The organism is Rhodococcus sp. 1R11 (assembly GCF_004563845.1).
Classification (GTDB): domain Bacteria; phylum Actinomycetota; class Actinomycetes; order Mycobacteriales; family Mycobacteriaceae; genus Rhodococcoides.
This window is the reverse complement of sequence record NZ_SPNG01000002.1, coordinates 503,515-530,084: the sequence shown is the minus strand read 5'-3', so window position 1 is coordinate 530,084 and position 26,570 is coordinate 503,515. Positions and strand designations below refer to the sequence as shown.

Below are 26,570 nucleotides of genomic sequence, written 5' to 3'. Positions count from 1 at the left end.
GTGAGCGGCCCTTCGCTGTGCCTTGGGTTGAATCAGTGAGCTGGCCCGATTCAGTGAGCTGGCCCGATTCAGTGAGCTGGCCCGATTCAGTGAGCTGCAGCATCCCAACTGCGACCGGTGCCGACCGACACCTCGAGGGGCACCGACAATTCGATGGCCGACGACATTTTGTTACGCACCAACGCCTCGACTGCCTCGCGCTCGGAGTCGACGACCTCGAGTACCAGCTCGTCGTGCACCTGCAACAGCATGCGCGACTTCAGGGTCGACTCCGCCAGAGACTTGTGCACGTCGATCATCGCGACCTTGATGATGTCTGCGGCAGTGCCCTGGATCGGAGCATTGAGTGCCGCGCGCTCGGCGACCTCGCGACGCTGACGGTTGTCGCTGTTGAGATCGGGCAGGTAACGACGTCGGCCGTACAGCGTCGAGGTGTAGCCCACCTTTCGGGCTTCCTCGACAGCGTTGCGCAGGTAGTCGCGCACGCCGCCGAATCGAGCGAAGTACGCCTCCATCTGCTGCTTGGCTTCGTCGGTGGAGATCTTCAACTGCGCGGCGAGGCCGAAGGCGCTGAGTCCATAGGCGAGGCCGTACGACATGGCCTTGACTCGACGGCGCAGTTCCGGGGTGACCTCGTCGATCGGTACGCCGAACGCGCGCGCACCGACGAAGCTGTGCAGGTCCTCACCGGTGTTGAACGCTTCGATCAGCCCCTCGTCACCGGATACGTGTGCCATGATGCGCATCTCGATCTGGCTGTAATCGGCGGTGAGCAGAGTGTCGTAGCCGGCACCGACCACAAAACCGTCGCGGATGTGGCGTCCCGCCTCGTTGCGCACCGGGATGTTCTGCAGGTTCGGTTCCGTCGACGACAGTCGTCCGGTGGCCGCGACGGTCTGATTGAACGTGGTGTGAATGCGGCCGTCCTCGGCGACGGACTTGAGCAGGCCGTCCACCGTCACCTTCATCCGTGTGGCATCACGGTGGTCGAGCAGGAACTTCAAGAACGGATGCTCGGTCTTCTCGAACAGCCCCTGAAGTGCGTCGGCGTCGGTGGTGTACCCGGTCTTGGTCTTCTTGGTCTTGGGCATGTCGAGTTCCTCGAACAGCACCACCTGCAGCTGCTTCGGCGACCCGAGATTGATCTGCTTGTCGATCACGCCGTAGGCGGAATTCGCGGCCTCGTCGACCTGCGCAGCAAAACCCGATTGCAACGAACGCAGGTGATCGCCGTCCACTGCGATGCCCGTCGCTTCGATATCGGCAAGCACTGTCAGCAGCGGCAGTTCCATCTCCGAGAGCAGAGTGGTCGACTCGATTGCCGCGAGTTCCGCGTCGAGGGCGTCGGCGAGATCGATGACCGCCCGCGCCTTGAGAATTTCGCCCTCGGCGAATGCCGCGTCAGCGGTGTCCTCGGCGTCGAGAAGCGACATCTGCCCCTCGCCTGCGTCTTCCACGCGCAGTTCGCGCTTGAGGTAGCGCAGCGACAGGTCGTCGAGGTTGAACGACCGCTGACCGGGCCGCACGAGATACGCCGCGAGCGCGGTATCGGTCGTCAACCCACGGAGCGTCCACCCTCGACCGCGAACGGCATGCAGTGCCCACTTCGCCTCGTGCAGAGCTTTGGGTCGATCCGCATCGGCGAACCACGCGACCAGAGCGCGTTCGTCGGACTCGTCGAGAGCCGTCGTGGTGACGAAGGCACCCTCACCGTCTGCTGCCGCGATGGCCACCGACGTCGCATCGCTGTCGTACGGCCGGCGCGGTCCGAGGATGGATACCCCACTGCGCCGACCGTCGGACGCGTGCTCTCCCAGCCACGCCGCCAACTCCCCGGGCGCGACGATGCCGCCCCGGACGTCGAACCCTTCTTCTGCCTCGGGCTCGACCGAGGCCAGTGTCTCGAACAGTCGATCCCGCAGGATTCGAAACTCCAGATCGTCGAACAGGGCGTGGATCTTCTCGCGATCCCACGGGGCCAGCTCGAGTTGATCGGGCGTGAAGGGCAACGGCACGTCGCGCACCATCTCGGTGAGCTCGCGGTTGAGCACCACACTCGACAGGTTGGCCCGCAATGCATCGCCCACCTTGCCCTTCACCTTGTCGACATTGTCGACGAGGGCGGTGAGCGACCCGTATTCGACGATCCACTTGGTCGCCGTCTTCTCGCCGACGCCGGGGATGCCGGGAAGGTTGTCGCTCGGATCGCCGCGCAGGGCGGCGAAGTCCGGGTACTGCGCCGGCGTCAGACCGTATTTGGTGGCGACCTCGTCCGGAGTGAATCGCGTCAGGTCCGAGACACCCTTGCGGGGATACAGCACCGTGACGTTGTCGGTGACCAGCTGCAGTGCGTCACGGTCGCCGGTGACCACGAGAACGCGATAGCCCAGCGCCTCGGCCTGAGTGACCAGAGTGGCGATGATGTCGTCGGCTTCGAATCCTGCCTCGGCCATCACGGGAATGCCCATGGCACCGAGCACATCCTTGGTGATGTCCACCTGGCCCGCGAACTCGTCCGGCGTCTTGCTGCGGTTCGCTTTGTATTCGGGAAAGCGCTCGGCTCGGAACGTTTGCCGCGACACATCGAAGGCGGCAGCGATGTGCGTCGGCTTCTCGTCTCGCAACAGGTTGATCAGCATCGAGGTGAACCCGTACACGGCATTGGTGGACTGACCGCTCGTGGTCTTGAAATTGTCCGCCGGCAACGCGAAGAAGGCGCGGAAGGCCATCGAGTGACCGTCGATGAGGAGCAGCGTCGGACGCTCTTCGGCTGACTTCGAATCGGTCCGGGCTGCGGGTGCTGCACTTTTGTCGGTTACTGGGCTCACGGTTGACCAGTCTAGGTAGCGGGTCCGACATCACGTAGCCGGATGCGGGCACCGCGACGCAGTCGCGGCGGTACCGATCTCCCGTCGCCGCGAAACACAACCGATACTTTCCGGAAATCTCAGTTGCCGATTTTGCGTCCTTTCAACGGATAGAGTCCGACAATTGCAGTAAATCCCCATCCCGTGACTCAACGACAACCGTCCGGAGGACGTGCGTGGCTCCAAATGTTCGATGGACCAGAAAGGTGCAACCACCGAGGTTGCGCGCAAGATCTGCAGTTCGCGTTTTCCAGCGAACACTCCTACTCGCCATCCTGAGTTCCATTGCGGCGCTGCTGTTCAGTGCGCCTGCGTTGGCGCAGGAACCTACCCCCACTCCCCCGGCCGCACCGGGAACCAGCGCTGAACAGGCACCGCCTGCCGACGCCGTCAGCGTCGCGGGATCTCTCAACAACGGAGGAGAACGCCTCGAAGGTGTCGATGTTGCGGCGCTCGACGCGTCGGGCAGCGAAGTAGCCCGCACCACCAGCGAGACCGGCGGACGCTGGACTCTCGAATTGTCTCCTGGCACATACACATTCCAGGTGGTTCAGGAAACGCTCCCCGATGGAGTGAGCGTGCAGGGCGAGGTCGAGCGCGATGTGCAGGCCGGTCGCTCGAACACCGTCATCTTCTCCTTCGGTGAGGCCCGGACTGCGACCAGCACCCCGTTCTACGAGAAGTTCGTGCGCACCACGGTCGACGGCTTCCGGTTCGGTCTGGTCATCGCACTCGCGGCTGTCGGTCTGAGCTTGATCTTCGGAACGACGGGCTTGACCAACTTCGCGCACGGCGAACTCGTGACTCTCGGAGCCGTCGCAGCGTGGTTCTTCAATGTGAGCCTCGGGATACAACTGATCCCGGCCACCGTGCTGGCAATCATCGTCGGAGTCGCGATCGGCTGGCTCAACAACGCCCTGATCTGGCGGCCGTTGCGCAAACGTCGAACCGGCCTGATCGCTCAGCTGGTGGTGACGATCGGACTCGCCATTGCCCTGCGCTACCTCATCCTGATCTTCTTCTCCGACCGCTCGGAACCATTCGACGACTACCAGGCTCAGACCGAGAACGACTGGGGCCCACTGTCGATCACCAATGTCAACCTCGCCTGCATCATCATCAGCGTCGTCGTCCTCATCGGCGTCGCGCTGATGTTGCAGCGCACCAAGATCGGTAAAGCCATGCGTGCGGTGGCCGACAATCGTGATCTGGCTGCCTCGTCGGGTATCAACGTCGAGCGCGTCGTGACGTTCGTGTGGTGCCTCGGCGGCGGCTTGGCTTCCCTCGGCGGCGTGCTGTTCGGGCTCTCGGAACTCGGTGGTCGCGTGCAATGGGAGATGGGCTTCAAACTCCTGCTGCTCATGTTCGCCGGAATCACGCTCGGAGGACTCGGCACGGCCTACGGCGCATTCCTCGGTTGCGTCATCGTGGGCCTGCTCGTGCAGTGGTCGACGTTGGTCATCAATCCAGACCTCAAATACATCGGAGGGTTGCTCGTCTTGATTCTCATCCTCGTCGTCCGTCCTCAGGGCATCCTCGGCTCGCGACAAAGGATCGGGTGACCTGCACATGGATATCATCGGCGCACTTCAGATCTCTCTTGCTCAGCTGGTCGGCCCGTCGGCCATCTTCTACGCACTGCTCGCCATCGGCCTGAACCTGCACTTCGGCTACGCCGGCCTGCTCAACTTCGGCCAGATCGGCTTCGCCCTGCTCGGCGGCTACGGGGTCGGCATCACCACGATCACCTACGAGCAGCCACTGTGGCTCGGCATCCTGGTCGGTCTCGCTGCGGCCGGCCTGCTGGCTCTGGTGCTCGGCATTCCGACCCTGCGATTGCGAGCGGATTATCTCGCCATCGTGACGATCGCCGCATCGGAAATCCTGCGACTGGTATTCCGCTCCACAGCAACCGATTCGGTGACCAAGTCCACAAACGGCATCACCGGATTCGCAGCTCCGTTCACCAATCTCAGCCCATTCGAGGGTGGAAAGAGTTACAGCTTCATCGGCATTCGGTTCCTGGGTAACGACCTGTGGGCCATGCTCGTCGGTTGGACGCTGGTATTGCTGCTGTGCGGGGTCGTCTACCTGCTGACACACAGCCCGTGGGGCCGTGTCCTCAAGGCAGTTCGTGAAGACGAGGACGCCGCCCGGTCGCTGGGCAAGAACGTGTTCGTCTACAAGATGCAGGCGCTCGTTCTCGGCGGCGTGATCGGCGGTATGGGCGGGGTGTTCAACGCACTGCAGACGCAGTCGATCAACCCCGACTTCTATTCGACCGCACAGACGTTCTTCGCCTTCGGCGCTCTCATCCTCGGTGGTGCCGCAACGGTGTTCGGCCCCGTGATCGGCGCAATGCTGTTCTGGTTCCTGCTGTCCATTCCCGACGCGATTCTGCGGCAACTGATCTCGGGCGACGATCCGGTGCTCAACCTCACCGGTGCCCAGGTCGGTGCCACCCGATTCGTACTCCTGGGAATTCTGATCGCCGTGCTGATGGTGTTCAGACCCCAGGGCATTCTCGGCAACAAGCGAGAGGTTCAACTCAATGCCTGACCCGAGCACCGGCGCCGCCGCAGATGCGACACCGAGCAAGAAAGCCAGCACACTCGAAGCACGTGCAGCCAAAGCACTGTCGAGCGATCAGCGCGCAAGTCTGTTCGCCGGCGTTGCCAACGAGCCCGGGGCACCCAAGCCCGACGCGACATTGGTGGTCGACGGGGTCTCGCGTACCTTCGGCGGCCTCAAGGCCGTCGACGTGGCGCACCTCGAGATCCAGCGCGGGTGCATCACCGGTCTGATCGGACCGAACGGTGCGGGTAAGACCACACTGTTCAACCTGCTCACCGGATTCGACCGACCCGACACCGGCACGTGGTCGATGGACGGTCAGGAACTCGGCCGGATGCACCCACATCAGGTGGCGCGCAAAGGCGTCGTACGTACCTTCCAGTTGACGAAGGCACTGTCGAAATTGACTGTGCTGGACAACGTTCGACTGGGTGCGACGGGCCAACGCGGCGAGCGCATGATCAACACGTTCATGCCGTGGACGTGGAAGGCACAGGAACGTCAGATCACCGAACGCGCCTACGAACTGCTGGGGCGCTTCAAACTCGACGCCAAGGCCGATGATCTGGCCGGCTCGTTGTCGGGCGGTCAGCGCAAACTCCTGGAGATGGCGCGAGCGCTGATGACCGATCCGTCGGTGGTCATGCTCGACGAGCCGATGGCCGGGGTCAATCCCGCTCTGACGCAATCGCTTCTGGGTCACATCAAATCGCTGCGCGACGACGGCATGACCGTGGTGTTCGTCGAACACGACATGGACGTCATCCGCGACATCAGCGACTGGGTGGTTGTGATGGCTCAGGGCAGCATCATCGCCGAGTCCACCCCGGAAGAACTCTCCAACAACGGTGCCGTCGTCGATGCCTACCTCGGCAGCCATCACGATCAAGCACTCGAATTCGACGCCGACGGCAATCCCGTCGGAGCCACCGCCGAACTGGCCGAGGCATTGAAGCAAGCCGAGGTGGAGGAATTGCAAGCAGGAGGCGATCTTTCGGAACCGGAGTTCGTCAGCCCCGCAGCCACCGACACTGCTGCGGGCGGCTCGCACCGAGCCAAGGAGGACAACTGATGAGCGAACAAACTCTGACGCCGGCCGAGTTCGCGGCCACGCCGGGCGAGCATGCGCGTCTGGCCGAAGGAGCACTCCTGCGCGCCGACGGTCTGGTCGCCGGGTACATCCCGGGCGTCAACATCCTCAGCGAGTGCAACTTCTTTCTGAACGACGGTGAGATCGTCGGCATCATCGGACCCAACGGTGCCGGCAAATCGACTCTGCTCAAAACACTGTTCGGCCTCGTGGCGGTCCGCGAGGGCAGTGTGAAACTGCGCGGTGACAACATCACCTCCGCCGAAGCACACGTCCTGGTGACCAAGGGCGTCGGATACGTGCCCCAGACGCAGAACGTGTTCCCATCGCTCACGATCGAGGAGAACCTCGAGATGGGAATCTACCTGCGGCCGAAGAAGTTCGGCGAGCGGTTCGACTTCGTCAGCGAGTTGTTCCCACTGCTCGGCGAACGCAAGAAGGTCAAGGCAGGTGCACTGTCCGGCGGTGAGCGCCAGATGGTTGCCATGGGCCGCGCACTGATGATGGAACCGTCGGTGCTGTTGCTCGACGAGCCGTCGGCAGGCTTGTCGCCGATGTTCCAGGACGAGGTCTTCATCCGCTGCAAGAAGATCAACGCGGCGGGTGTCTCGATCATCATGGTCGAGCAGAATGCTCGCCGCTGCCTGCAGATCTGTGACCGCGGCTATGTTCTCGATCAAGGTCGCAACGCCTACACCGATACCGGGCCGGCGCTGATGAACGACCCCAAGGTGATCGAGCTCTACCTCGGCACTCTCGCGGGAAGCAAAGAGAAGAAGGCCTGACCTTCTCGGCAAGAAGCCCCGACTCGACATAGTTCGAGTCGGGGCTTTCTCGTACCTGCGCCATAGGTACCCAACGTGGTGTATTCGAACGACTCCGGGCCCGAGTCCTGATGTCAGGACTCGGGCCCGGAGGCTGTGCAGCAGCTACAGGTCACTCACCGACGACGATGTATCCGTCTGTCGTCAGCTTGTTGTCCGGTCCGAAGACCAGGTTGCCGTAGGAACCGGTGGCGGGCTCGCCTGCGTCACTGAAGTTCAGCGCGCCGGTGATTCCGTCGTAGTCGATATCGGTGCCGGCTTTGACGAGCGGGAGGCACTCGGCGTAGCTCGTGCACTTCGTGCCGTCCTTGGTGATGCTGTTGATGTTGGCAGCGATGTCGGTGCCTGCTGTCGATTTCGCCTGCTCGGCTGCGAGAGCCGAGATGACGACTGCGTCGTAGGACTCACCGGCGTAGTTGAAGTCGACCAGTGCCGGATCCACGCCCTTGAGACGATCCTGGAACGCGGTGCCGACGTCGGTCAGCGGGGTGGTGCCGCGCATCGTGTCGAGCAGGCCGGCAGCGACCGACTCACCGAGGGCGTTGCCCATGTTGCCGTCGACGCCGTAGACCAACGTGCCGTCGGACGGTCCGATGCCGATCTCGTGCATACGGGTGATGATCTTCGCGGACTCCTCGAAGCCGATGATGGCGACGGCATCCGGGTTGAAGTTCTTCACACCGTCGACCTCGGCGTTGAACGACTGTGCGTTCGGGTCGTAGATCGTGGTCTGGATCTGGTCTGCCGCGATGCCCGCCTCTTCGAGGTTGTCGGCGGTGTTCTTGGCCAGGCCCGTGCCGTAGGGGTCGTTCAGAGCCAGGATGGCGACGCGCTGCGCGCCGTCCTCGGCGATCAGCTGCGAGAGTGCCTGTGCCTGCAGCACATCGGTGGGTGCCGTACGGAAGTACTGGCCCTTGTCCGGGTAGCAGACGAACTGGTCGGAGGTGTTGGCAGGCGAGAACTGCACGACACCCGCGCTGGCGATCTTGTCGATGACCTTGAGCGAGACCGAGGACGATGCCGCACCGACGATGACGTTCGAGCCGCCGGCGAGCAGACGGTCGACCGTGGTGTTGGCGGTGTCGGTGGTGGTGTCGCCCGAGTCACCGGGGATGAGAGTGACGGGCTGGTCCAGGACCCCGCCTGCACCGTTCACATCGTTGACGGCCAACCGGACACCCGCGACCTCGGGTGGTCCGAGGAAGGCCAGGGTGCCGGTCTCGGGAAGGAGGGTTCCTACCACCAGCGGCGACGTGTCGGGAGTGGATCCGGCGGTGGCCTGCTCGGGAGTGCAGTCGGTGGAGACGGTCGTTTCCGCGGCCGACGTGCCGCCGCTGGCACTGGTGGAGTCGGTCGAGCCCGAGTCGTCGCTCGACGAACAGCCGAACAGTGCGAGCGAGGTGACGCTCAGCACTGCAGCCGTGCGGACATAGGTCCGAATTGCCATCTAGGTTCTCCTTGAAATTGCTCGTCGTTGAAGCTCACCTGAGTTACATGTGGCTCACGTGTGAACCAGACGCTAATGCTCGAAACCGGTTCGCAAGGCCTAGAACGACGCTCGTGACCTGACTGTGACCTAAGAGGTCGAAGTTTTACGTGGCCGTAGCTTTCCGCGGGCCGATCAGCTCTCTGCCACAGGGTTGTTCGCCGGAGTACCGAGTGTTTCGATCACGACCTCGGCCACCGCCTTCATCGTCGTGCGTCGGTCCATCGCGGCACGCTGAATCCACTTGAACGCCTGCGGTTCCGTCAGCGATTGCGACTCCATCAGGACGCCTTTCGCCTTCTCGATCAACTTGCGGGTTTCGAGTCGATCCTGAAGATCCGCGATCTCCGATTCGAGCGCAGAGATCTCGCCGAACCGGCTCGCGGCCAACTCGACTGCAGGCATCAGATCGGCCTTGGTGAACGGTTTGACCAGATAGGCCATGGCACCCGCATCGCGCGCCTTCTCCACGAGCTCTCGCTGACTGAATGCAGTGAGAATCACCACCGGCGCGATCCGCTTCTCCGCGATCTCGGAAGCCGCGTCGATGCCGTCACGTCGCGGCATCTTCACGTCCATGATCACCAGGTCCGGTCGAAGTTCGACAGCCAGTTCCACGGCCTGCTGACCGTCCGCAGCCTCACCGACCACGTCGTAACCCTCTTCGCGGAGCATCTCCACCAGGTCGAGACGAATCAGGGATTCGTCTTCCGCGACCACCACCCGCAGCGCAGGCTTGCCAGTACCGTGCGTATCAGGAGCATTCATCTGTACCGGTCTCCTTCGACAGTCGTCGCCCCTCAGGGGCATCGAGCAACTGAAGGGTACCGGTGCACGGCACCGAAAGCGCATCTTCTACACTCGTCAATCGTTGCTTGAAAGACGCCAGCCCTCGTATCCCAATTGGCAGAGGAAACGGATTCAAAACCCGTCCAGTGTGAGTTCGAGTCTCACCGAGGGCACCACAGCACGATCGACCGGCCGCGACAGCGGTCGGGTCCACTCACGATCACGCCTACAGTGGGGTGATGTACATACCCAGCAGTCTTCGTTGCCATGACACCAGCGCGGGCAAATTGTGCGCGCAGAAGGTCGACCACCGTTTCGGAGATTCCGCGGACCAGTCCGCTCAGTGGGTCTACTACACCTGCAGCGCCGACTCCGCCCACGAGACCGGTTACGTCGACCGCCTGGTCACCGCCTGAATCATGTTCGTAGAGCGCGCCTTTGTCCACGCCGACGATGTGGGATCGGAGTGGCCCTTCACCGTTCCCGCTGTCGCCGACCTCACGCGCGAGGGACTCGAATTCCTCGCACCGGTCACAATTCTGGTAGGCGACAACGGTTCCGGTAAGTCGACTCTCGTCGAGGCCATCGCAGAGCGTTTCGGCATCGACGCCCGCGGGGGTCGGGCCGCGCAGAAGTCTCGTCGACTGGACGAGGTGACGAGCGTCCTCGGCGAGGTGCTCGAACTCGAGACCACGCCACGAGGCGCGCGCATGCTGCGGGGTCCGCGGGAGCAGAAGCGTGGGTTCTTCCTGCGGGCCGAGACTGCGTTCGACATGGCCGAGAACCTCGGCGGCATGCCGGGTTTCTGGGACGAGAACACCGCCGAGATGAGCCATGGTGAGGGCTTTCTGGCCATGTTCGGTGCGATGTTGACCGAACCGGGCTTCTATGTGCTGGACGAACCGGAGTCGGCTCTGTCGTTCACCGCATGCCTGCACCTGGTCGCGTTGATGTCTCGATTGGGTGAGGAAGGGGCACAGCTCGTCTGTGCCACGCATTCACCGATCCTGGCTTCGACACCCGGCGCGGACATCGTCGAAGTGGGTGAACACGGTCTACGCCGAAGCACCTGGGACGAACTCGAATTGGTTCAGCACTGGCGGCGATATCTCGACGATCCGAACGTGTATCTCCGTCACCTGCTCGACTGAACCGGCACCAACGCCACGTCCTGACGACGACGCACACTTCCCGGGGAGACTCCCATCGCCCGTTTGAACGCTTTGCCGAATGCTGCTTCCGACGAATACCCACTGCGACGGGCCAATTCGGCCAGCACCACATCCTCGGACCGAAGCGTGTCGTACGCAACCTGCATTCGCCACACCGCCAGGTAACTCATCACCGAATCGCCGACCAATGCGGTGAATCGAGCCGAGAACGCCGAACGTGACATGTGTGCACTCGACGCCAGTGCCGCAACGGTCCACCGCTCGTGGGGATTTCGATGAATGCGAGCCAGCGCGCCTCCGATTCGCTCGTCCTGCAATGCTCCCAGCCAACCGGACTGCGCGCTCGGAGTGTCCGCAATCCATGACCTCAACGCCTGAATCACCAGAACGTCGGAAAGCCTGGTGATCACCGCCTCTCCCCCGGGCTCGAGTGATCGTGCCTCGTCGGCCACCATCGCGAGGATGTTCTGCATCCGTGCGCGCCGCGGTCCGCTGTCTGCGTCGATCACGATCACCGCCGGTAACAGCCGAAGAAGCTGCTGCGCCGCAGGATGATTCATCCGGACGGCCCCGCAGACCAATACGGTGTCGGGTCCGCTCGCATCGCACTGGGTGATCACCGCGTACCGGTCGCTGACGTAGTCGTGTGGCACCTCGTACACGCTGGTCGCGTCGCCGACAGACTCGATGTCGGCCGCCAACACGTGCCCACGCCCGTGGGGAACCAACGCGAAGTCGCCGGGAACGAGCTCACGCGTCGACTCCCCGGGGACCGACAGCACACACGACCCGTCGACCACGGTGTGGAACCACACAGCGTCGTCCATCGCGGGTAGGGCCAGCCCCCACGAGCCACTCATCTCGGAGCGCACGTAGAAGGACCCGGTCATTCGGAGGAAATGCAAAGCCTCACCGAGCGGATCGGGTGACTTCCAGGGGTCGGCTCCACGCACCGGACAATTGTCCCCCCACGGCCGGGACGATCGGACATGAAATCGAGCCCCGCGCGCATTGTCCATCCACCCGCGACGCGGAAAGGTCGGAAGCGCACGACGAATCCACGGGAAGGACGCACCAATGATCGACAAGATCTCCTCGATCGCCACCCTGGTCGCAGCAGTCGGATGCGGCCTCGTCGCGGGCGTCATGCTCGCGTTCTCGGTCAGTGTTCTTCCTGGCCTGGCGTCGTTACCGGTGCCCGACGCGATCGCCGCGATGCAGAGAGCGAACGCCGCGATCCTGAACCCGCTGTTTCTGACGCTGTTCGTCGGTACCGCGTTGACCTGTTCTCTCGCAACCGTTCTCGCGATCACCACGGAGGGTGGGCGATCGACCTGGGTCGGCGCGGGAGCAGCGCTCTACGTGGTGGGCTGCTTCGTGGTCACGGTGGCGTTCAACGTCCCACTCAACGATGCATTGGCAGCGGTGGATCCGGCGAGTCCGTCGGGAGTCGACATGTGGCAGACGTTCACGTCGAGCTGGACGCGGTGGAATACCGTCAGGATCATCTCGTCGACGGCGGCGTGCGCCGCGCTGATCCTCGGTCAGGGCAGATCTGTGCTCGGCTGATCGGACTCACCGTCCTGGTGACGCCTGCGAATCTCGTCCTCGAAGCGGGCGATGAGATGGTCGGTGTCGGCGGTCGAGACGTCGCGCGCGCCTTCGTCCATCGCGGCGTCGCGTCCTCTGCGCAGGGCGGCGAGTTCGGCTTCGAGTTCGTTGTTGTCGAGTACGCGTGGATCCAACATCTCTCCATTGTGGTCCCACCCGAGTGCCTGCGCGCGCTGTTTGCTGTAATCGCGACATGAACGTCGTGCACAGCTTCGAACCGATAGTCGACGAGCATGCTCATACGCTGATACTCGGTTCGATGCCCGGTGTCGCGTCGCTCGCTGCTCAGCAGTATTACGCCCATCCCCGAAATGCGTTCTGGCCGATCATGGGAACGTTGTTCGGTGCCGGGCCGGAATTTGCGTACGAGGCACGAACAGAGAGACTGGCGCGCAGCGGGATTGCCGTATGGGACGTACTGAAGCTGTGTACTCGGACCGGAAGCCTGGACTCGGCCATAGTCGAATTATCCATTGTGGCAAACGATGTCGCGAACCTCATCGCCGGCCATCCCGGCATCGACACCGTGCTGTTCAACGGAGCCAAAGCTGCCGAGAGCTATCGCAGATACGTCGCGAACGCGGTGCAGCCGGACATCGAGTGCATCCGTCTGCCGTCCACCAGTCCAGCGCACGCCTCACTCACACTCGAAGCCAAGACTCGACTGTGGTCGGCAGCACTCAGGCGCGAACGCGTTTCGGGAAGTGGCGAATGAGGCCCTCCTGCACGACGGTTGCGAGCAACTGACCGTCCATCGAGAAGAATCGGCCGGTGGCGAGTCCCCGCGATCCGGCCGCGACCGGCGATTCGGTCGCATACAGAGCCCACTCGTCGAATCGGAACGGTCGGTGGAACCAGATGGAGTGGTTGACCGTCGCCGCCACGATGCGGTCGAGTCCCCAGGACAGTCCATGGGTGGTGATGATCGAATCGAGCACCGTGGTGTCCGACGCGTAGCCCATGGTCGCGGCGTGAAAGATCGACTCGTCCGGCAGATCGCCGTCCGCTTTCATCCACACTCGATTGTGGTTGAGCTTCTCACCGGTGCCGTGCATGATCCACGCCGGATCGTTCGCGTACCGCATGTCGATCGGTTTGAGTGCGTCGACGAACATCTGCAGTCGGTCCTCGAACCCCACGAAGTGGTCGCCGAGAGGCGGCAGGGCGTCGGGATACGGAACCTCGGGAACCTCGACGCTGTGCTCGAGGCCCTTACCGAAATCCTGGAAAGCAGCGAGCATCACGAACAGCTCGTTACCGTCCTGCAGCGCCGTGACCTGCCGGTTGGCGAACGCACGGCCGTCGCGCTGACGACTCACCCGGTATTCGATGGGCTTCTTGACGTCACCACCACGGATGAAGTGCGCATTGATCGCATGAACGTCCCGGGACGTTCCGGACACAGTCCGGCCGGCGGCGATGAGCGCCTGAGCGACGAGCTGCCCACCGAACGTCCGGCTCCCCACCTGCTCCGGATGCTGTCCGATGAACACATCCTCCTCGGTCTCCTCGAGGGCGAGGAGACCGAGAAGGGTTTCGAGATCGGTTCCGCGTACTGCTGTACTGCTCGGCGCGCTCTCGCTGACGCCGGTTCCCCCCGCTTCGACCACTTACCGGTCCTCTTCTCCGATTCGGTGCACATGGATCAAGTTGGTCGAGCCTACTGTGCCGGGAGGGGCACCGGCGACGATCACGACCTGATCGCCTCGGTTGTAACGACCGAGTTCGAGCAACGCCTTGTCGACCTCTTTGACCATCGCATCCGTCGAGCCCACGTCGGGAACCAGGAACGTCTCGGTACCCCAGCTGAGGGACAGCTGACTGCGGACCTCGGAGATCGAGGTGAATGCGAGCAACGGGAGCTTCGTATGCAGGCGAGCCAACCGTCGCACGGTGTCGCCCGACTGGGTGAAGGCCACGAGTGCCTTCGCGTCCAGACGCTCGCCGATGTCGCGGGCGGCGTAGGAAATGACACCGCGCTTGGTACGAGGAACGTGGGTCAGCGGAGGAACGCTGTCGCCTTCGGTTTCCACGGTCTCGACGATCCGAGCCATCGTCCGCACCGTCTCCATGACGTACTTGCCGACCGAGGTCTCACCGGACAGCATGACCGCGTCGGTACCGTCGAGCACTGCGTTGGCGACGTCGGACGCCTCGGCGCGCGTGGGACGGGAGTTCTCGATCATCGACTCCAGCATCTGTGTCGCAACGATCACGGGCTTGGCGTTGGCGCGGGCGATCTGGATGGCGCGCTTCTGCACCAGCGGCACCTGCTCGAGCGGCAGCTCGACACCGAGGTCGCCGCGGGCGACCATGATGGCGTCGAACGCGAGAACGATGGCTTCGAGGTTGTCGACGGCCTCGGGCTTCTCGAGCTTGGCAATGACAGGAACTCGGCGGCCGACGCGGTCCATGACCGCGTGGACGAGTTCGACATCGGCGGGCGAACGCACGAACGACAGGGCGATGAAATCGCATCCCAGCGCGAGGGCGAACTCGAGGTCCGCAATGTCCTTCTCGCTCATGGCAGGAACGGAGACGTCCATGCCGGGCAGGGAGACGCCCTTGTTGTTACTGACCGGACCACCCTCGGTGACCCGGCACAGCACGTCGTTGCCTTCGACACCGGTGACGACGAGGCCGACCTTGCCGTCGTCGACGAGCAGGCGGTCGCCTTCCTTGGCGTCCTGGGCCAGCTCCTTGTACGTGGTCGACACGCGATCGTGGGTGCCCTCGCACTCCTCGACGGTGATGCGGATGAGTTCACCGGCGGCCCAGGTGGTGGAGCCCTCGGCGAATCGGCCGAGTCGAATCTTCGGTCCCTGCAGGTCGGCCAGGATGCCCACGGCTTTGCCGGTGGCGTCCGATGCGGCGCGAACTCTCTCGTAGTTGGCCTGGTGATCGGGGTGATCGCCATGGCTGAAGTTCAGTCGTGCGACATCCATTCCACTCTCGACGAGTTCGCGGATGCGCTCTGTGGTTGCGGTTGCGGGTCCAAGGGTGCAGACAATCTTCGTACGTCGGCTCACGGTTGCGAGCGTAGCCGCTGGACGCCCCGTTCTCTATCGCAGAGGAACCCGCCCGGATACTACCGACGGGTAGCCTCGCTGGACCGCTGCTCGAAGCACCTGTACCGGTACAGAGACGAGTGTCACACCACCGCCAGAGGCAGTGCCGTGGGGTGCACCGGAGACGGCAATTCCGAGTGTCCGGTGAGGAAAGCGTCGACCCCGTTGGCTGCCGAACGACCCTCTGCGATCGCCCACACGACCAACGACGCACCGCGGTGGGCATCCCCGCAGACGAACACACCCGGGGCCGTTGTCTGCCAATCGGGACCACACGACAACGCGCCGCGCTTGGTCAGCGCCAGGCCGTAGTCGTCGAGCAGCGGTCCGTGTTCGACACCCTCGAATCCGATGGCGAACAACGCCAGATCACAGGGTAATTCGACCTCTTCACCGATGGGCGTGACGATGCGTCGCCCGTCCGCGTCGCGCTGCACCTCGACCTCGGCGAGCACCATGGCGCGCACATGTCCACGCTCGTCGCCGAGGAATCGCTGCACGGCGACCTGATGACGCACGACGCCACCCTCCGCATGCGCAGGCGACGTCCGAAGCACCAGCGGCCACGACGGCCACGGCGAAAGGCCGTCGTCGCGGGCACCGGGAAGAGCAGGGTTGTAGTCGAGCTGAGTGACCGACGCGGCACCCTGACGGTGAGCCGTGCCCAGACAATCGGCCCCGGTGTCTCCGCCGCCGATGATCACCACATGCTTGCCGGCAGCGGATATCGACGTCGGCCCGTCGCCCTCACATTCCTTGTTCGACGGCACCAGATGCTCCATCGCCAGGTGAATGCCGTCGAGTTCGCGACCGATCACCTCGGTGTTGTCGCGAGCCCGCAAAGCGCCGACGGCGAGCACGACCGCATCGAAGCCCGCGCGCAGTTGCTCGACGGTGAAGTCGATGCCGACCTCACACTCGGTGACGAAATGCGTGCCCTCGGCCCGCATCTGCATCAGCCGCTGATCCAGCACCGACTTCTCCAACTTGAATTCGGGGATCCCGTATCGAAGCAATCCACCGAGCCGATCGTCGCGCTCGTACACGGTGACATCGTGACCGGCCCTGGTGAGCTGTTGCGCCGCAGCCAGACCCGCCGGACCCGAACCCACGACGGCCACTCGCTTACCGGTGGTGATCGTCGGCGGCTGCGGGACGACGCTGCCCTGTTCCCAGGCCAGGTCTGCGATGGTCTGCTCGACCCGCTTGATCGTCACACTTCCGCCGGTAGCGGCCTCGGAAATGGACAGCACACAAGCGGATTCACACGGGGCCGGACACACTCGGCCGGTGAACTCCGGGAAGTTGTTGGTGGCGTGCAACCGATCACTGGCCGCGTCCCACCGATCGCGGCGAACGAGATCGTTCCATTCCGGAATCAGGTTGCCCAGCGGGCATCCAGCAGTTCCGGAGTGGCAGAACGGAATTCCGCAATCCATGCAGCGGCGCGCTTGTTCCGAGACCTCGGCTGCGCGTTCGCTGCTGGGCTGATCCGAGTACACCTCGTTCCAGTCCCTGACCCGTTCGTCGATAGGACGCTTGGCGGCCTCACGCTTGACGACCTTCAGAAATCCCTGTGGATCAGCCACGTGCAGCCTCCATGATCGCAGTGTCGACGTCGCGCCCCTCGGCTCGCGCCATTCGTGTCGCCTCCAGCACACGCTGGTAGTCGACGGGCATGACTTTGGTGAACAGAGCGGACCGGCGGGGCCAGTCGGCGAGCAGCGAGGTCGCGACGGTGGAGCCGGTCCAGCGCTCGTGGTTCTCGACCGTCTCGCGCAGCCACACCAGATCGTCCGGATCGGGAACCTGCAACTCGACCATCGCCGTGTTCACGTCCGCGGGGTCGAGACCGAGAACGAAGGCAATACCGCCGGACATGCCGGCCGCCATGTTGCGTCCCGTCGGCCCGAGCACGACCACCCGTCCGCCCGTCATGTACTCGAAGGCGTGATCGCCCACGCCCTCGTTGACCGCAACGGCTCCGGAGTTGCGCACGGCAAACCGCTCCCCCGCCTTACCGCGCAGGTACACCTCGCCCGACGTAGCTCCGTAGAGAATCGTGTTTCCGGCAATGACGTTGTCCTCGGCAACGAAGGGTGCGTCCTCGGCCGGTCGGACGACGATTCGTCCTCCTGACAGGCCCTTGCCAACGTAGTCGTTCGCGTCACCGACGAGATCGATCGTGATTCCGGGTGGTAGGAATGCACCGAGCGATTGCCCGGCAGAGCCGGTGAACGACACGCGAATCGTGTCGTCGGGAAGCCCGGCCGCGCCGTAGCGTCGCGTGACCTCGGACCCCAGAAGTGTTCCGACCGTACGGTTGACGTTGCGCACGGGCAGCTCCAGCGTCACCGGATGCGCGTCCTCCAGTGCGCCCTCGGCCAGCTGGATCAGCGTGCGATCCAGCGCGAAATCGAGGCCGTGGTCCTGATCGCGTAGGCGTCGACGCTGTGTCATGGGCGCGCCGTGCCGATCCACCGGCATTGCGAAGATGGGTGTGAGGTCGAGTCCCTTGCTCTTCCAATGTGCGACACCGGCAGCGGTCTCGAGCACGTCGGCGTGGCCGACGGCCTCGTCGATACTGCGGAAACCGAGCTGCGCGAGATACTTTCGCACATCCTCGGCGACGAACCTGAAGAAGTCCTCGAGGAACTCGGGCTTGCCGGTGAACCGCTTGCGCAGGTCGGGGTTCTGAGTCGCGACACCCACCGGGCAGGTGTCGAGATGGCAGACCCGCATCATGATGCATCCCGCGACGATCAGAGGTGCCGTCGAGAACCCGAATTCCTCGGCACCGAGCAGCGCCGCGACGATCACATCACGGCCGGTGCGCATTCCGCCGTCGCACTGGACGGTGATGCGATCGCGAAGTCCGTTGAGCACCAACGTCTGTTGGGCGTCGGCCAGCCCGATTTCCCAGGGCGCACCGGCATGCTTGAGAGACGTCAACGGAGCCGCGCCCGTGCCACCGTCGTATCCCGAGATCAGTACGACGTCGGCGTGCGCCTTGCTCACTCCCGTCGCCACCGTGCCCACTCCTACCGAGCTGACGAGTTTGACGTGGACGCGAGCGTTCTCGTTGGCGTTCTTGAGATCGTGGATCAACTGCGCGAGATCCTCGATGGAATAGATGTCGTGGTGCGGAGGCGGGGAGATCAGGCCGACCCCGGGCGTCGAGTGCCGAGTCTTGGCCACCCACGGGTACACCTTGTAACCGGGCAGCTGCCCGCCCTCACCGGGTTTGGCACCCTGCGCCATCTTGATCTGAATGTCGGTGGCGTTGACCAGATAATCGCTGGTCACCCCGAACCGTCCACTCGCGACCTGCTTGACGGCACTGCGCCGGCTCGGATCGTAGAGGCGGTCGACGTCCTCTCCGCCCTCACCGGAGTTGGAGCGCCCACCCAGATTGTTCATCGCAACGGCCATGGTCTCGTGTGCCTCGGCAGAGATGGATCCGTAGCTCATCGCGCCGGTGTTGAACCGAGTGACGATGGACTCGACCGGCTCCACCTCGTCGAGTGGAACAGGCGTGCGCACCTGGTCTTTGAACTCGAACAGGCCGCGGAGTGCACCCCCCTCGCGGGCGAGCCGGTTCACTTCGTCGCTGTACTTCTGGAACACGTCGTAGCGACCGGTGCGTGTTGCGTGCTGCAACAGGAACACCGTCTCGGGAGTGAACAGGTGGAGTTCGCCCTCACGCCGGAACTGGTACTCACCGCCGATCTCGAGGCGGCGGTGAACACGGTCGGTGGGATTCTCCGGGTATGCCTTCCGGTGACGCAGTTTGACCTCTTCGGCGAGGACGTCGAGACCGACTCCGCCGAGCTTGCTGACGGTGCCCTTGAAGTACTCGCGCACGACCTCGCGATCGAGACCGACCGCCTCGAAAACCTGAGCGCCGGTGTAGGACCCGACGGTCGAGATGCCCATCTTGGACATGACCTTGAGCACGCCCTTGCCGAGCCCGTACAGGTAGTTGCGCACCGCGACAGTGGGTTCGACCCCGGTGAGCTCGCCTTCGCCGACCAAGTCCTCGATCGACTCCATGGCCAGGTACGGGTTGACCGCCGCCGCACCGAATCCGATCAGCAGGGCCAGGTGGTGCACTTCTCGTGCATCGCCGGACTCGACGACGAGGGCGACCTTGGTGCGTTCCTTGGTGCGCACCAAATGGTGATGCACAGCAGAGGTGGCCAGCAGGGACGGAATCGGTGCCCGAGTGTGGTCCGAATCACGATCGGAGATGATCAGCGTGCGGTAGCCGGCAGCGATGGCTTCCGATGCCCGCGAGCGCAGCTCCTCGATGGCCTCGGCCAGACCTTCCCCACCACGCTCGACCTCGTACAGTGCGCGCAGCACGATGGCCGACAGACCGGGATGATCACCGTCGTCGTCGATGTGAATGATCTTGTTGAGTTCGTCGTTGTCCAGCACCGGCCACGGCAACACGATCTGTCTGCACGACGCGGCAGTGGGCTCGAGCAGATTCTGCTCCGGTCCCATCACGCGCGACAACGAGGTCACGATCTCTTCTCGGATGGAGTCGAGTGGCGGGTTCGTGACCTGCGCGAACAGCTCGATGAAGTAGTCGTACAGCTGACGAGATCGCTGGGACATCACCGCGGACGGGGTATCGGTCCCCATCGACCCCAGTGGCTCGCCCCCGGAGGCGGCCATCGGGGTGAGCACGACGCGGAGATCTTCCTCGGTGTAGCCGAACGCGATCTGCCTGCGGATCACGGACTCGTGGTTGTACTGAATGTGGGCGCGCTCGGGCAGGCTCTTGATTTCCAGCAAGCCGGCGTGCAGCCACTCCTGGTAAGGATGTTCCTGCGCCAGTTGCAGTTTGATCTCCTCGTCGGGAACGAGACGCCCGGCGACGGTGTCGACCAGAAACATCTTGCCCGGTTCGAGGCGACCCTTGGCGACGACCTGAGACTGCGGCACGTCCAGCACACCCGCCTCGCTCGCGAGGATCACCCGACCGTCGGCCGTCTGCCACCACCGACCGGGACGCAGACCGTTGCGATCGAGGACGGCGCCGACGTAACTACCGTCGGTGAACGTGACGCAGGCGGGACCGTCCCACGCTTCCATCATCGACGAGTGGAACTGATAGAACGCCCGTACCCGCGGATCCATCGTGCGATGGTTCTCCCACGGCTCCGGCACCATCATCATCACGACGTGGGGAACGCTCCGGCCGCCCAGGTGCAGCAATTCGAGGACCTCGTCGAGCGACACCGAATCGGATGCATCGGGATTACAGATGGGGAAAAGCCGCTCCAGATCGCCGGGGATGAGATCGCTGGACAGCATCGCTTCCCGAGCTCGCATCCGGTTCCTGTTGCCCTTGACCGTGTTGATCTCTCCGTTGTGCGCTACGTAGCGGTGCGGGTGCGCCAACGGCCACGACGGGAAGGTATTGGTGGAAAAACGACTGTGCACGATGGCAATTGCACTCGTACACAACGGGTTACGCAGCTCCGGGAAGAACAGGGGCAGCTGCATGGTGGTGAGCATGCCCTTGTAGACGATGGTGCGTGAGGACAGCGAAGGGAAGAACAGGCCCGAGCCCTCGGCCTCGATCTCCGGGGTGACGCGCTCCGACCGCTTACGCAGCCCGTACACCAATCGGTCGAGTTCGAGACCGGCCGGACGCGAACCGTCGACCTCGGGGGCCGCGACGAAGAGATAGCTCATGTACGGCATGCATCCGAGCGCGGTCAGTCCGACATCGGCGCGATCGGGATCGACCTCGACCGGAACCCAACCCAGGACCTCGAGACCCTCTTCGGCTGCAATGGATTCGACACGCTGCACGGCCGACCCGCGCTCGCGGATGCCCTGCGGCAGAAAGCAGACACCCGCTGCGAAGGTGTTCTCACCGTCGGCGTTGGCGGACGGTAGCTCGAACGACGACAACGAATCGAGAAGTTCGACGGGCAGCTGGATCAGAATGCCCGCGCCGTCACCACTGTTGGGCTCGGCACCGGCAGCACCACGATGTTCCAGGTTCTCCAGTGCCAGTACACCGTCGGACACGATCGAGTGCGAACGTCGTCCGGCGATGTCGGCGATCATCGCCACACCGCAGGAGTCCTTCTCCGCGCTCGGGTCGTACAGTCCTTGCTCGGCAGGCATCCGAGAAAACAACACCACGATCACCTCCACGTAGACCGGTGGGTGCTTCGGATGGCGCAGTGTCGACACGCTGCACTGTGAGCCTCGGCTACCCCGCCGGCTGGTCGCCCGAACCGGCATCGAGTGCCGGATCGATCGAATTCGATGCCTATCGGGAATTCACCGGGACAGCTCTGGCCCGCGAAAGAATCCGAGATCGCTCTCGGATGGCGGAATCGTATCAGTTGCCGATCGCAACGATGCAATCGCGAACGGCACTGGGCTCAGTCGCGCAGAGGGCGCCCGTGTTCATCGCGCACGCTGCCCGTGAGCATCATGATCCCGTCGATCAGCGGCCAGATCCCGCCGATACCGCAGGTGAGCCACGTGACCGCAATCTGGGCCACCGCGATTCCAGGCTGATTCAGATAGAAGCGTCCTGCGCCGAAGGCACCCAGAAGGATGTTCAGCAGTCCCGCAGTGAGCTTCTGCTTGTCCGAGAACGGTTCACCGGTGACGGGATGCCGTCCGTACGGAGCGCTCGGATCCATCCACCCGGGGGCACCGGCGTACTGAGGGCCTGGGTAGTGGGGTCCTCCGGTCTGGGGACCTCCGTATTGGGGACCTACGCCCTGAAACGGTGGCGGCGGGTAACCGGCACCGGGCGGTGGGGTGCCCGGCGCACCGGAGCTGCGGTCGTCACCGACGGGCGCGCCGTACGGATCACTGCCCCAATTCGGCGGACCGTAGTGGGGGTCGGGTGCGCCGTACACCGGACCCGGTGCCGCGTTCTTCTCGAACGAGATGGTGGGCTCGGAACCCGAGCCATCTCCCGCCGACCCGCCCGATGCCGACCCGCCCGATGACGATGTACCTGAATCACTCACAACGATCTCCCTCGACGACGCGATACGGGCAGGTCGATCAGTCTCGCAGCTTGAGCCCGCGATTGTCGGGAACATTGCCGACGAGAATCAACACGGCGTCCACGACATGCCACACGAACAGTCCGAACAACAGAATCAGGCCGAGACCGAACACTACGGTCAGCAGCACACCGAAGAAGAACAACATCAACTGTGCCACGCCGATTCCGGTGCTACCGATGTAGAAACGACCCACGCCGAGCCAGCCGAGGAACAGCTGCAGCAACCCACCGACGATCTTCGATTTGTCCGACAACGGTTCACCGGTGACCGGATCCCGCCCGTACGGCGCGTCGGGTCCGACACCGAAGCCGGGCCCGGCCGAAAAGCCCTGTGGGTGACCATAACCCTGCTGGCCGTAACCCTGCTGCTGTCCATAGCCCGGTTGCTGTCCGTAGCCCTGCTGGTAATTCCCCTGTTGGCTGTAACCCTGCTGGCCGTATCCCTGGGTCTGGCCGTATCCCTGGGTCTGGCCGTATCCCTGGGTCTGGCCGTATCCCTGAGTCTGGTCATACCCCTGGGGTGGACCGTAGGGCGACTGTTGTCCGTATCCCGGCTGACCGGATCCCTGGTACTCGGATCCCGGTGTCGGGTATCCGGCGGCCGGTGGAAGGCCACCGATCGAATTGTTGATACTGCCGTCCGGGCTGGGGGCCGGATAGCTGGGAGTACTGGACCAGCCGGGCCCGTTGCCGATACCCGAATAAGTGTCCCAGCCCGGTCCGGTGGGGCCCGTGGGACCGTGTGAGGGTGCAGACTCGGAGGTCGCGGGTGGCTCGGAGAGCGACGCCTCGGCCGTTGCGTCGTAGTCGAACGGTGTACCGAAAGAGCCGGCTGACTTGTCGGTGCCGCCAACCGCATCAGCAGGGTCTGGGTGTGCACTCTTCTCGAAATCAACCACGGGTACTGCCTTCTTCCTCGGCTTTCTTCTCGGACGATGTCTCGCCCGTATCTGCATGCGCATCGCCGTCGGCGGACTCGCCACCCGTCGGGTCTTCGCTGTCGCGGCTGTCTTCGATGTCGCGACCGTCGTCGTCGTTCGACTTCAACGTCGCCGGGTCGTCCCGACCCTTGGTTGCGAGAACGAAGTAGGCGACCGCAAGCACAAAAATGATCGCCGAGGTGAACGTGTTCACGCGAATTCCGGCGATCTTCGTCGCGAAGTCGTCTCGCATGAGCTCCACCCAGAACCGACCGACGCAGTATCCGGCCACGTAGAGCGCGAACAGTCGACCGTGGCCGATCGTGTACTTCCGGTCGACGAGTACCAGGAGGACGACGATCAGGACGCTCCACAGCAGTTCGTAGAGGAACGTCGGGTGGACGACCTTCTCCACCATTCCGGTGGAGACGCCGTTCAGAGGATCGAGCCGACCGTTCGCATCGAGTCGCTCATAGATCTCGAGACCCCACGGCTGCGTGGTTTCGCGACCGTAGAGCTCCTGGTTGAAGTAGTTGCCGACGCGGCCGATTGCCTGGGCCAGCAGAATCGGCGGGCCGACCGCGTCACCGAATGCCGGAAGTGGGATGCCGCGTCGACGACACGCGATCCACGCGCCGACTCCGCCGAGGAACACCGCGCCCCAGATTCCGAGGCCGCCGTTCCACACGTAGAGCGCCTCGATCGGCCGGCCGCCTGGACCGAAATACGTTTTCCAGTCGGTAGCGACGTGGTAGAGCCGACCACCGAGAAGCCCGAAAGGTACGGCCCACACCGCGACATCGAGAACCGTCCCCTTGGTTCCGCCGCGAGCGACCCAGCGGCGATCTCCCCACACCACGGCCACCACGATGCCGATGATGATGAACAGGGCGTACGCCCGGAGCGCGAGCGGTCCGACGTGCCACACCCCCTGCGCGGGACTGGGTATGTAGGCCAGGAAAGCGGTCGAAGTCACGACGCTACGTTAGCGGAGCGGACGCCCTCGGCGAGTTCGGTCGTCAGGTCACGAACCGCGTCCAGACCGTTGTCGACAGCCGTCACCAAGGCCGAGCCGACGATGACCGCATCGGCGTATTTCGCGATCTCGGCAGCCTGTACGCCCGACCGAACGCCCAGACCGACGCCGATCGGAATGTCGGAATGCTCGCGGATGCGCGCCGACAGCGCCGGTGCCATCGAGGACACCGCGTCGCGGGCACCGGTCACACCCATCGTCGAGGCGGCGTAGACGAAGCCGCTGCTGGCTTCGACCGTGCTGACGAGGCGCTCCTCCGTCGTCGACGGTGCGACGAGGAAGATTCGGTCGAGTCCGTACCGATCCGAGACGTCGATCCATTCCTGAGCCTCGTCGGGGATCAGGTCGGGAGTGATGATCCCGAGTCCACCCGCATCGGCGAGGCTCCGGGCGAAATTCTCGATGCCGTATTTGAGCACCAGGTTCCAGTAGGTCATGACGACCGCTTTGCCGCCCGCGGCGGCGACCTGCTCGGTGACGGCGAAGACGTCCTTGACCCGGGCACCGGCTCGCAGCGCCACGTCTGCAGCAGCTTGGATCGTGGGGCCGTCCATCACCGGATCGGAGTACGGGATGCCGACCTCGACGATGTCGCACCCGGCGTCGACCATGGTCTTGAAGACCTCGATCGACCGGGGCACGGTCGGAAAGCCTGCGGGCAGGTATCCGACGAGTGCAGCGCGCCCTTCGGCACGGCACTGCGCGAATGTCCCCGAGAGGCGAGAGTTGTTGTTGCTCATGGCTTGATACCTGCTTCGTCGTCCACGTTCGCTTCGCCGTCTCCGTCGATCAGGCCGAACCACTCGGCTGCGGTGTCGACGTCCTTGTCGCCGCGACCGGACAGGTTGACCAGGATGATGGCACCTTCACCCAGTTCCTTGCCGAGGGTGAGTGCGCCGGCGATGGCGTGCGACGATTCGATGGCCGGGATGATGCCCTCGGTGCGGCACAGCAGCTTGAAGGCGTTCATGGCCTCGGTGTCCGTCACGCCGCGGTACTCGGCGCGCCCGATGTCGTGTAGGTACGAATGCTCGGGTCCGACCCCGGGATAGTCCAATCCTGCTGAGATGGAGTGGGATTCGACGGTCTGACCGTCCTCGTTCTGCAACAGGTACGAGTAGGCACCGTGCAGGGCTCCGGGAGTACCACCGCTGATGGTCGCGGCGTGGCGACCGGTCTCGACTCCGTCGCCGGCAGCCTCGAAACCGACGAGACGGACATCGGCGTCGTCGATGAATGCGTGGAAGATGCCGATGGCGTTGGACCCGCCGCCGACGCAGGCCGCGATGGCATCGGGCAGGCGGCCGGTGGATGCGAGGACCTGCTGCCGCGCTTCGAGGCCGATGATGCGCTGGAAATCGCGGACCATCACCGGGAACGGATGCGGTCCTGCGACGGTTCCGAAGCAGTAATAAGTGTTGTCGGCGTTGGTGACCCAGTCTCGCAGTGCCTCGTTGATCGCGTCCTTGAGAGTGCGCGAACCGGACTTCACTGCAATGACTTCCGACCCGAGCAAACGCATCCGGGCGACGTTGAGGGCCTGACGCTCGGTGTCGACCTCACCCATGTAGACGACGCAGTCGAGGCCCATCAGGGCACAGGCCGTAGCGGTCGCGACGCCGTGCTGACCGGCACCGGTCTCGGCGATGACACGAGTCTTGCCCATTCGCTTCGCGAGCAGAACCTGTCCGAGTACGTTGTTGATCTTGTGAGAACCGGTGTGATTCAGGTCTTCTCGCTTGAGCAGGATTCGAGCGCCGCCGGCGTGCTCGGACAGCCGGGTCGCCTCGAACACCGGTGACGGGCGGCCGGTGTAATCGCGCTGCAGCCGATCCAATTCATCGAGGAACTCGTTGTCGCTGCGCACTTTCTCGTACTCGGCGGTGACTTCCTCGATCACACCCATCAACGCCTCGGGCACGAACCTGCCCCCGTACACGCCGAAGTGACCGCCCAAGTCGGGCTCGTGCGCGCTGCGATCGGTGAGGCCGATGCTGCTCTGCGGCAGATCAGCGCCCTTGAAGCGGACTACCTGAGGGGCGTCCGCGGCGGAAGAAGTTTGGCTGGTGCTCACCG

The 26,570-nt window shown here is 63.9% G+C and carries 21 protein-coding genes, 1 tRNA gene and 1 pseudogene; 9 read left to right on the top strand and 14 right to left on the bottom strand.

What is annotated here, in order from left to right; translation table 11 throughout:
* Positions 1-86: 86 nt before the first annotated feature.
* Positions 87-2,828, bottom strand: a complete 2,742-nt coding sequence (polA, locus tag E4P29_RS05735) for a DNA polymerase I (RefSeq protein ID WP_135042635.1) — start codon at positions 2,826-2,828, stop codon at positions 87-89.
* A gap of 260 nt (positions 2,829-3,088) precedes the next feature.
* Between polA and E4P29_RS05730 the strand changes: the two genes are divergently transcribed.
* Genes E4P29_RS05730 through E4P29_RS05715 form a run of 4 tightly spaced genes read left to right on the top strand, consistent with a single transcriptional unit; the run spans position 3,089 to position 7,316 of the window.
* Positions 3,089-4,429, top strand: coding sequence for a branched-chain amino acid ABC transporter permease (locus tag E4P29_RS05730; RefSeq protein ID WP_135042633.1), 1,341 nt, complete (start codon positions 3,089-3,091; stop codon positions 4,427-4,429).
* A gap of 7 nt (positions 4,430-4,436) precedes the next feature.
* A complete protein-coding gene (locus E4P29_RS05725) occupies positions 4,437-5,426 on the top strand; it encodes a branched-chain amino acid ABC transporter permease (RefSeq protein WP_135042631.1) in 990 nt (329 codons plus the stop codon).
* A complete protein-coding gene (locus E4P29_RS05720) occupies positions 5,419-6,513 on the top strand; it encodes an ABC transporter ATP-binding protein (protein WP_135042629.1) in 1,095 nt (364 codons plus the stop codon). The genes E4P29_RS05725 and E4P29_RS05720 overlap by 8 nt, the downstream gene beginning before the upstream one ends.
* Positions 6,513-7,316, top strand: coding sequence for an ABC transporter ATP-binding protein (locus tag E4P29_RS05715; RefSeq protein WP_027497265.1), 804 nt, complete (start codon positions 6,513-6,515; stop codon positions 7,314-7,316). The genes E4P29_RS05720 and E4P29_RS05715 overlap by 1 nt, the downstream gene beginning before the upstream one ends.
* A gap of 151 nt (positions 7,317-7,467) precedes the next feature.
* Here E4P29_RS05715 and E4P29_RS05710 read toward each other — a convergent pair whose 3' ends face one another.
* Together E4P29_RS05710 and E4P29_RS05705 are read right to left on the bottom strand one after the other, a co-directional pair.
* Positions 7,468-8,802, bottom strand: coding sequence for an ABC transporter substrate-binding protein (locus tag E4P29_RS05710; RefSeq protein ID WP_135042627.1), 1,335 nt, complete (start codon positions 8,800-8,802; stop codon positions 7,468-7,470).
* 174 nt (positions 8,803-8,976) lie between these two features.
* Positions 8,977-9,609, bottom strand: coding sequence for an ANTAR domain-containing response regulator (locus E4P29_RS05705; RefSeq protein WP_027497267.1), 633 nt, complete (start codon positions 9,607-9,609; stop codon positions 8,977-8,979).
* 120 nt (positions 9,610-9,729) lie between these two features.
* Between E4P29_RS05705 and E4P29_RS05700 the strand changes: the two genes are divergently transcribed.
* The 3 genes from E4P29_RS05700 to E4P29_RS05695 all read left to right on the top strand — a co-directional run bounded on the left by E4P29_RS05700 (position 9,730) and on the right by E4P29_RS05695 (position 10,781).
* A tRNA-Leu gene (locus tag E4P29_RS05700) sits at positions 9,730-9,806 on the top strand.
* 63 nt (positions 9,807-9,869) lie between these two features.
* Positions 9,870-10,046: a hypothetical protein gene (locus tag E4P29_RS25875; protein ID WP_165430221.1), complete on the top strand. Its 177-nt coding sequence runs from the start codon at positions 9,870-9,872 to the stop codon at positions 10,044-10,046.
* 3 nt (positions 10,047-10,049) lie between these two features.
* Positions 10,050-10,781: an AAA family ATPase gene (locus E4P29_RS05695; RefSeq protein WP_135042625.1), complete on the top strand. Its 732-nt coding sequence runs from the start codon at positions 10,050-10,052 to the stop codon at positions 10,779-10,781.
* On the opposite strand, the gene E4P29_RS05690 is transcribed toward E4P29_RS05695, so the two are convergent.
* Complete coding sequence (locus tag E4P29_RS05690) at positions 10,766-11,755, bottom strand: AraC family transcriptional regulator (protein ID WP_209205309.1); 990 nt, start codon at positions 11,753-11,755, stop codon at positions 10,766-10,768. The two genes, E4P29_RS05695 and E4P29_RS05690, sit on opposite strands and share 16 nt — an antisense overlap.
* Positions 11,756-11,879: 124 nt before the next feature.
* Here E4P29_RS05690 and E4P29_RS05685 point away from each other — a divergent pair, with 124 nt between their 5' ends.
* Positions 11,880-12,371: an anthrone oxygenase family protein gene (locus E4P29_RS05685; RefSeq protein WP_135042623.1), complete on the top strand. Its 492-nt coding sequence runs from the start codon at positions 11,880-11,882 to the stop codon at positions 12,369-12,371.
* Here the strand turns inward: E4P29_RS05685 and E4P29_RS05680 are convergent.
* Positions 12,347-12,550, bottom strand: a complete 204-nt coding sequence (locus E4P29_RS05680) for a hypothetical protein (RefSeq protein WP_135042621.1) — start codon at positions 12,548-12,550, stop codon at positions 12,347-12,349. The genes E4P29_RS05685 and E4P29_RS05680 overlap by 25 nt on opposite strands.
* A gap of 56 nt (positions 12,551-12,606) precedes the next feature.
* On the opposite strand from E4P29_RS05680, the gene E4P29_RS05675 reads away from it, so the two are divergent.
* Positions 12,607-13,128, top strand: a complete 522-nt coding sequence (locus E4P29_RS05675) for a DNA-deoxyinosine glycosylase (RefSeq protein ID WP_135042619.1) — start codon at positions 12,607-12,609, stop codon at positions 13,126-13,128.
* On the opposite strand, the gene E4P29_RS05670 is transcribed toward E4P29_RS05675, so the two are convergent.
* The 9 genes and pseudogenes from E4P29_RS05670 to trpB form a co-directional block, all read right to left on the bottom strand.
* Positions 13,094-14,023, bottom strand: coding sequence for an acyl-CoA thioesterase II (locus tag E4P29_RS05670; protein ID WP_032370334.1), 930 nt, complete (start codon positions 14,021-14,023; stop codon positions 13,094-13,096). The genes E4P29_RS05675 and E4P29_RS05670 overlap by 35 nt on opposite strands.
* Positions 14,024-15,442, bottom strand: a complete 1,419-nt coding sequence (gene pyk / locus E4P29_RS05665; RefSeq protein ID WP_027497274.1) for a pyruvate kinase — start codon at positions 15,440-15,442, stop codon at positions 14,024-14,026. It lies immediately after the preceding gene.
* Positions 15,443-15,564: 122 nt separating this feature from the next.
* On the bottom strand, positions 15,565-17,070 hold the full coding sequence (locus tag E4P29_RS05660) for a glutamate synthase subunit beta (RefSeq protein WP_135042617.1): 1,506 nt from the start codon (positions 17,068-17,070) through the stop codon (positions 15,565-15,567).
* The gene (gltB, locus tag E4P29_RS05655) at positions 17,063-21,646 is read right to left on the bottom strand and encodes a glutamate synthase large subunit (protein ID WP_135042779.1); all 4,584 of its coding nucleotides are present in this window, start codon (positions 21,644-21,646) and stop codon (positions 17,063-17,065) included. Before gltB ends, E4P29_RS05660 begins: the two co-directional genes overlap by 8 nt.
* Before the next feature lie 248 nt (positions 21,647-21,894).
* A pseudogene (locus E4P29_RS05650) lies at positions 21,895-22,161 on the bottom strand (TM2 domain-containing protein); the annotation flags it as partial.
* A 373-nt stretch (positions 22,162-22,534) separates the two neighbouring features.
* Positions 22,535-23,437, bottom strand: coding sequence for an NINE protein (locus E4P29_RS05645; RefSeq protein WP_245154172.1), 903 nt, complete (start codon positions 23,435-23,437; stop codon positions 22,535-22,537).
* Positions 23,430-24,434 carry a prolipoprotein diacylglyceryl transferase gene (gene lgt / locus E4P29_RS05640; protein WP_135042613.1) on the bottom strand — a complete coding sequence of 335 codons (1,005 nt, stop codon included), beginning with the start codon at positions 24,432-24,434 and terminating at the stop codon, positions 23,430-23,432. The genes E4P29_RS05645 and lgt overlap by 8 nt, the downstream gene beginning before the upstream one ends.
* Entirely contained in the window at positions 24,431-25,234 is an 804-nt protein-coding gene (gene trpA, locus E4P29_RS05635) for a tryptophan synthase subunit alpha (protein WP_135042611.1), read from the bottom strand. Before trpA ends, lgt begins: the two co-directional genes overlap by 4 nt.
* On the bottom strand, positions 25,231-26,502 hold the full coding sequence (gene trpB / locus E4P29_RS05630) for a tryptophan synthase subunit beta (protein WP_135042777.1): 1,272 nt from the start codon (positions 26,500-26,502) through the stop codon (positions 25,231-25,233). The genes trpA and trpB overlap by 4 nt, the downstream gene beginning before the upstream one ends.
* Between the last annotated feature and the right edge of the window lie 68 nt (positions 26,503-26,570).

Coding starts and splice junctions, on each gene's coding strand:
- E4P29_RS05720 (WP_135042629.1), top strand. CDS start 5,419: ATGCCTGACCCGAGCACCGGCGCCGCCGCAGATGCGACACCGAGCAAG.
- E4P29_RS05725 (WP_135042631.1), top strand. CDS start 4,437: ATGGATATCATCGGCGCACTTCAGATCTCTCTTGCTCAGCTGGTCGGC.
- E4P29_RS05715 (WP_027497265.1), top strand. CDS start 6,513: ATGAGCGAACAAACTCTGACGCCGGCCGAGTTCGCGGCCACGCCGGGC.
- E4P29_RS05680 (WP_135042621.1), bottom strand. CDS start 12,550: ATGTTGGATCCACGCGTACTCGACAACAACGAACTCGAAGCCGAACTC.
- E4P29_RS05675 (WP_135042619.1), top strand. CDS start 12,607: ATGAACGTCGTGCACAGCTTCGAACCGATAGTCGACGAGCATGCTCAT.
- E4P29_RS25875 (WP_165430221.1), top strand. CDS start 9,870: ATGTACATACCCAGCAGTCTTCGTTGCCATGACACCAGCGCGGGCAAA.
- E4P29_RS05710 (WP_135042627.1), bottom strand. CDS start 8,802: ATGGCAATTCGGACCTATGTCCGCACGGCTGCAGTGCTGAGCGTCACC.
- E4P29_RS05685 (WP_135042623.1), top strand. CDS start 11,880: ATGATCGACAAGATCTCCTCGATCGCCACCCTGGTCGCAGCAGTCGGA.
- E4P29_RS05705 (WP_027497267.1), bottom strand. CDS start 9,609: ATGAATGCTCCTGATACGCACGGTACTGGCAAGCCTGCGCTGCGGGTG.
- trpA (WP_135042611.1), bottom strand. CDS start 25,234: ATGAGCAACAACAACTCTCGCCTCTCGGGGACATTCGCGCAGTGCCGT.
- E4P29_RS05695 (WP_135042625.1), top strand. CDS start 10,050: ATGTTCGTAGAGCGCGCCTTTGTCCACGCCGACGATGTGGGATCGGAG.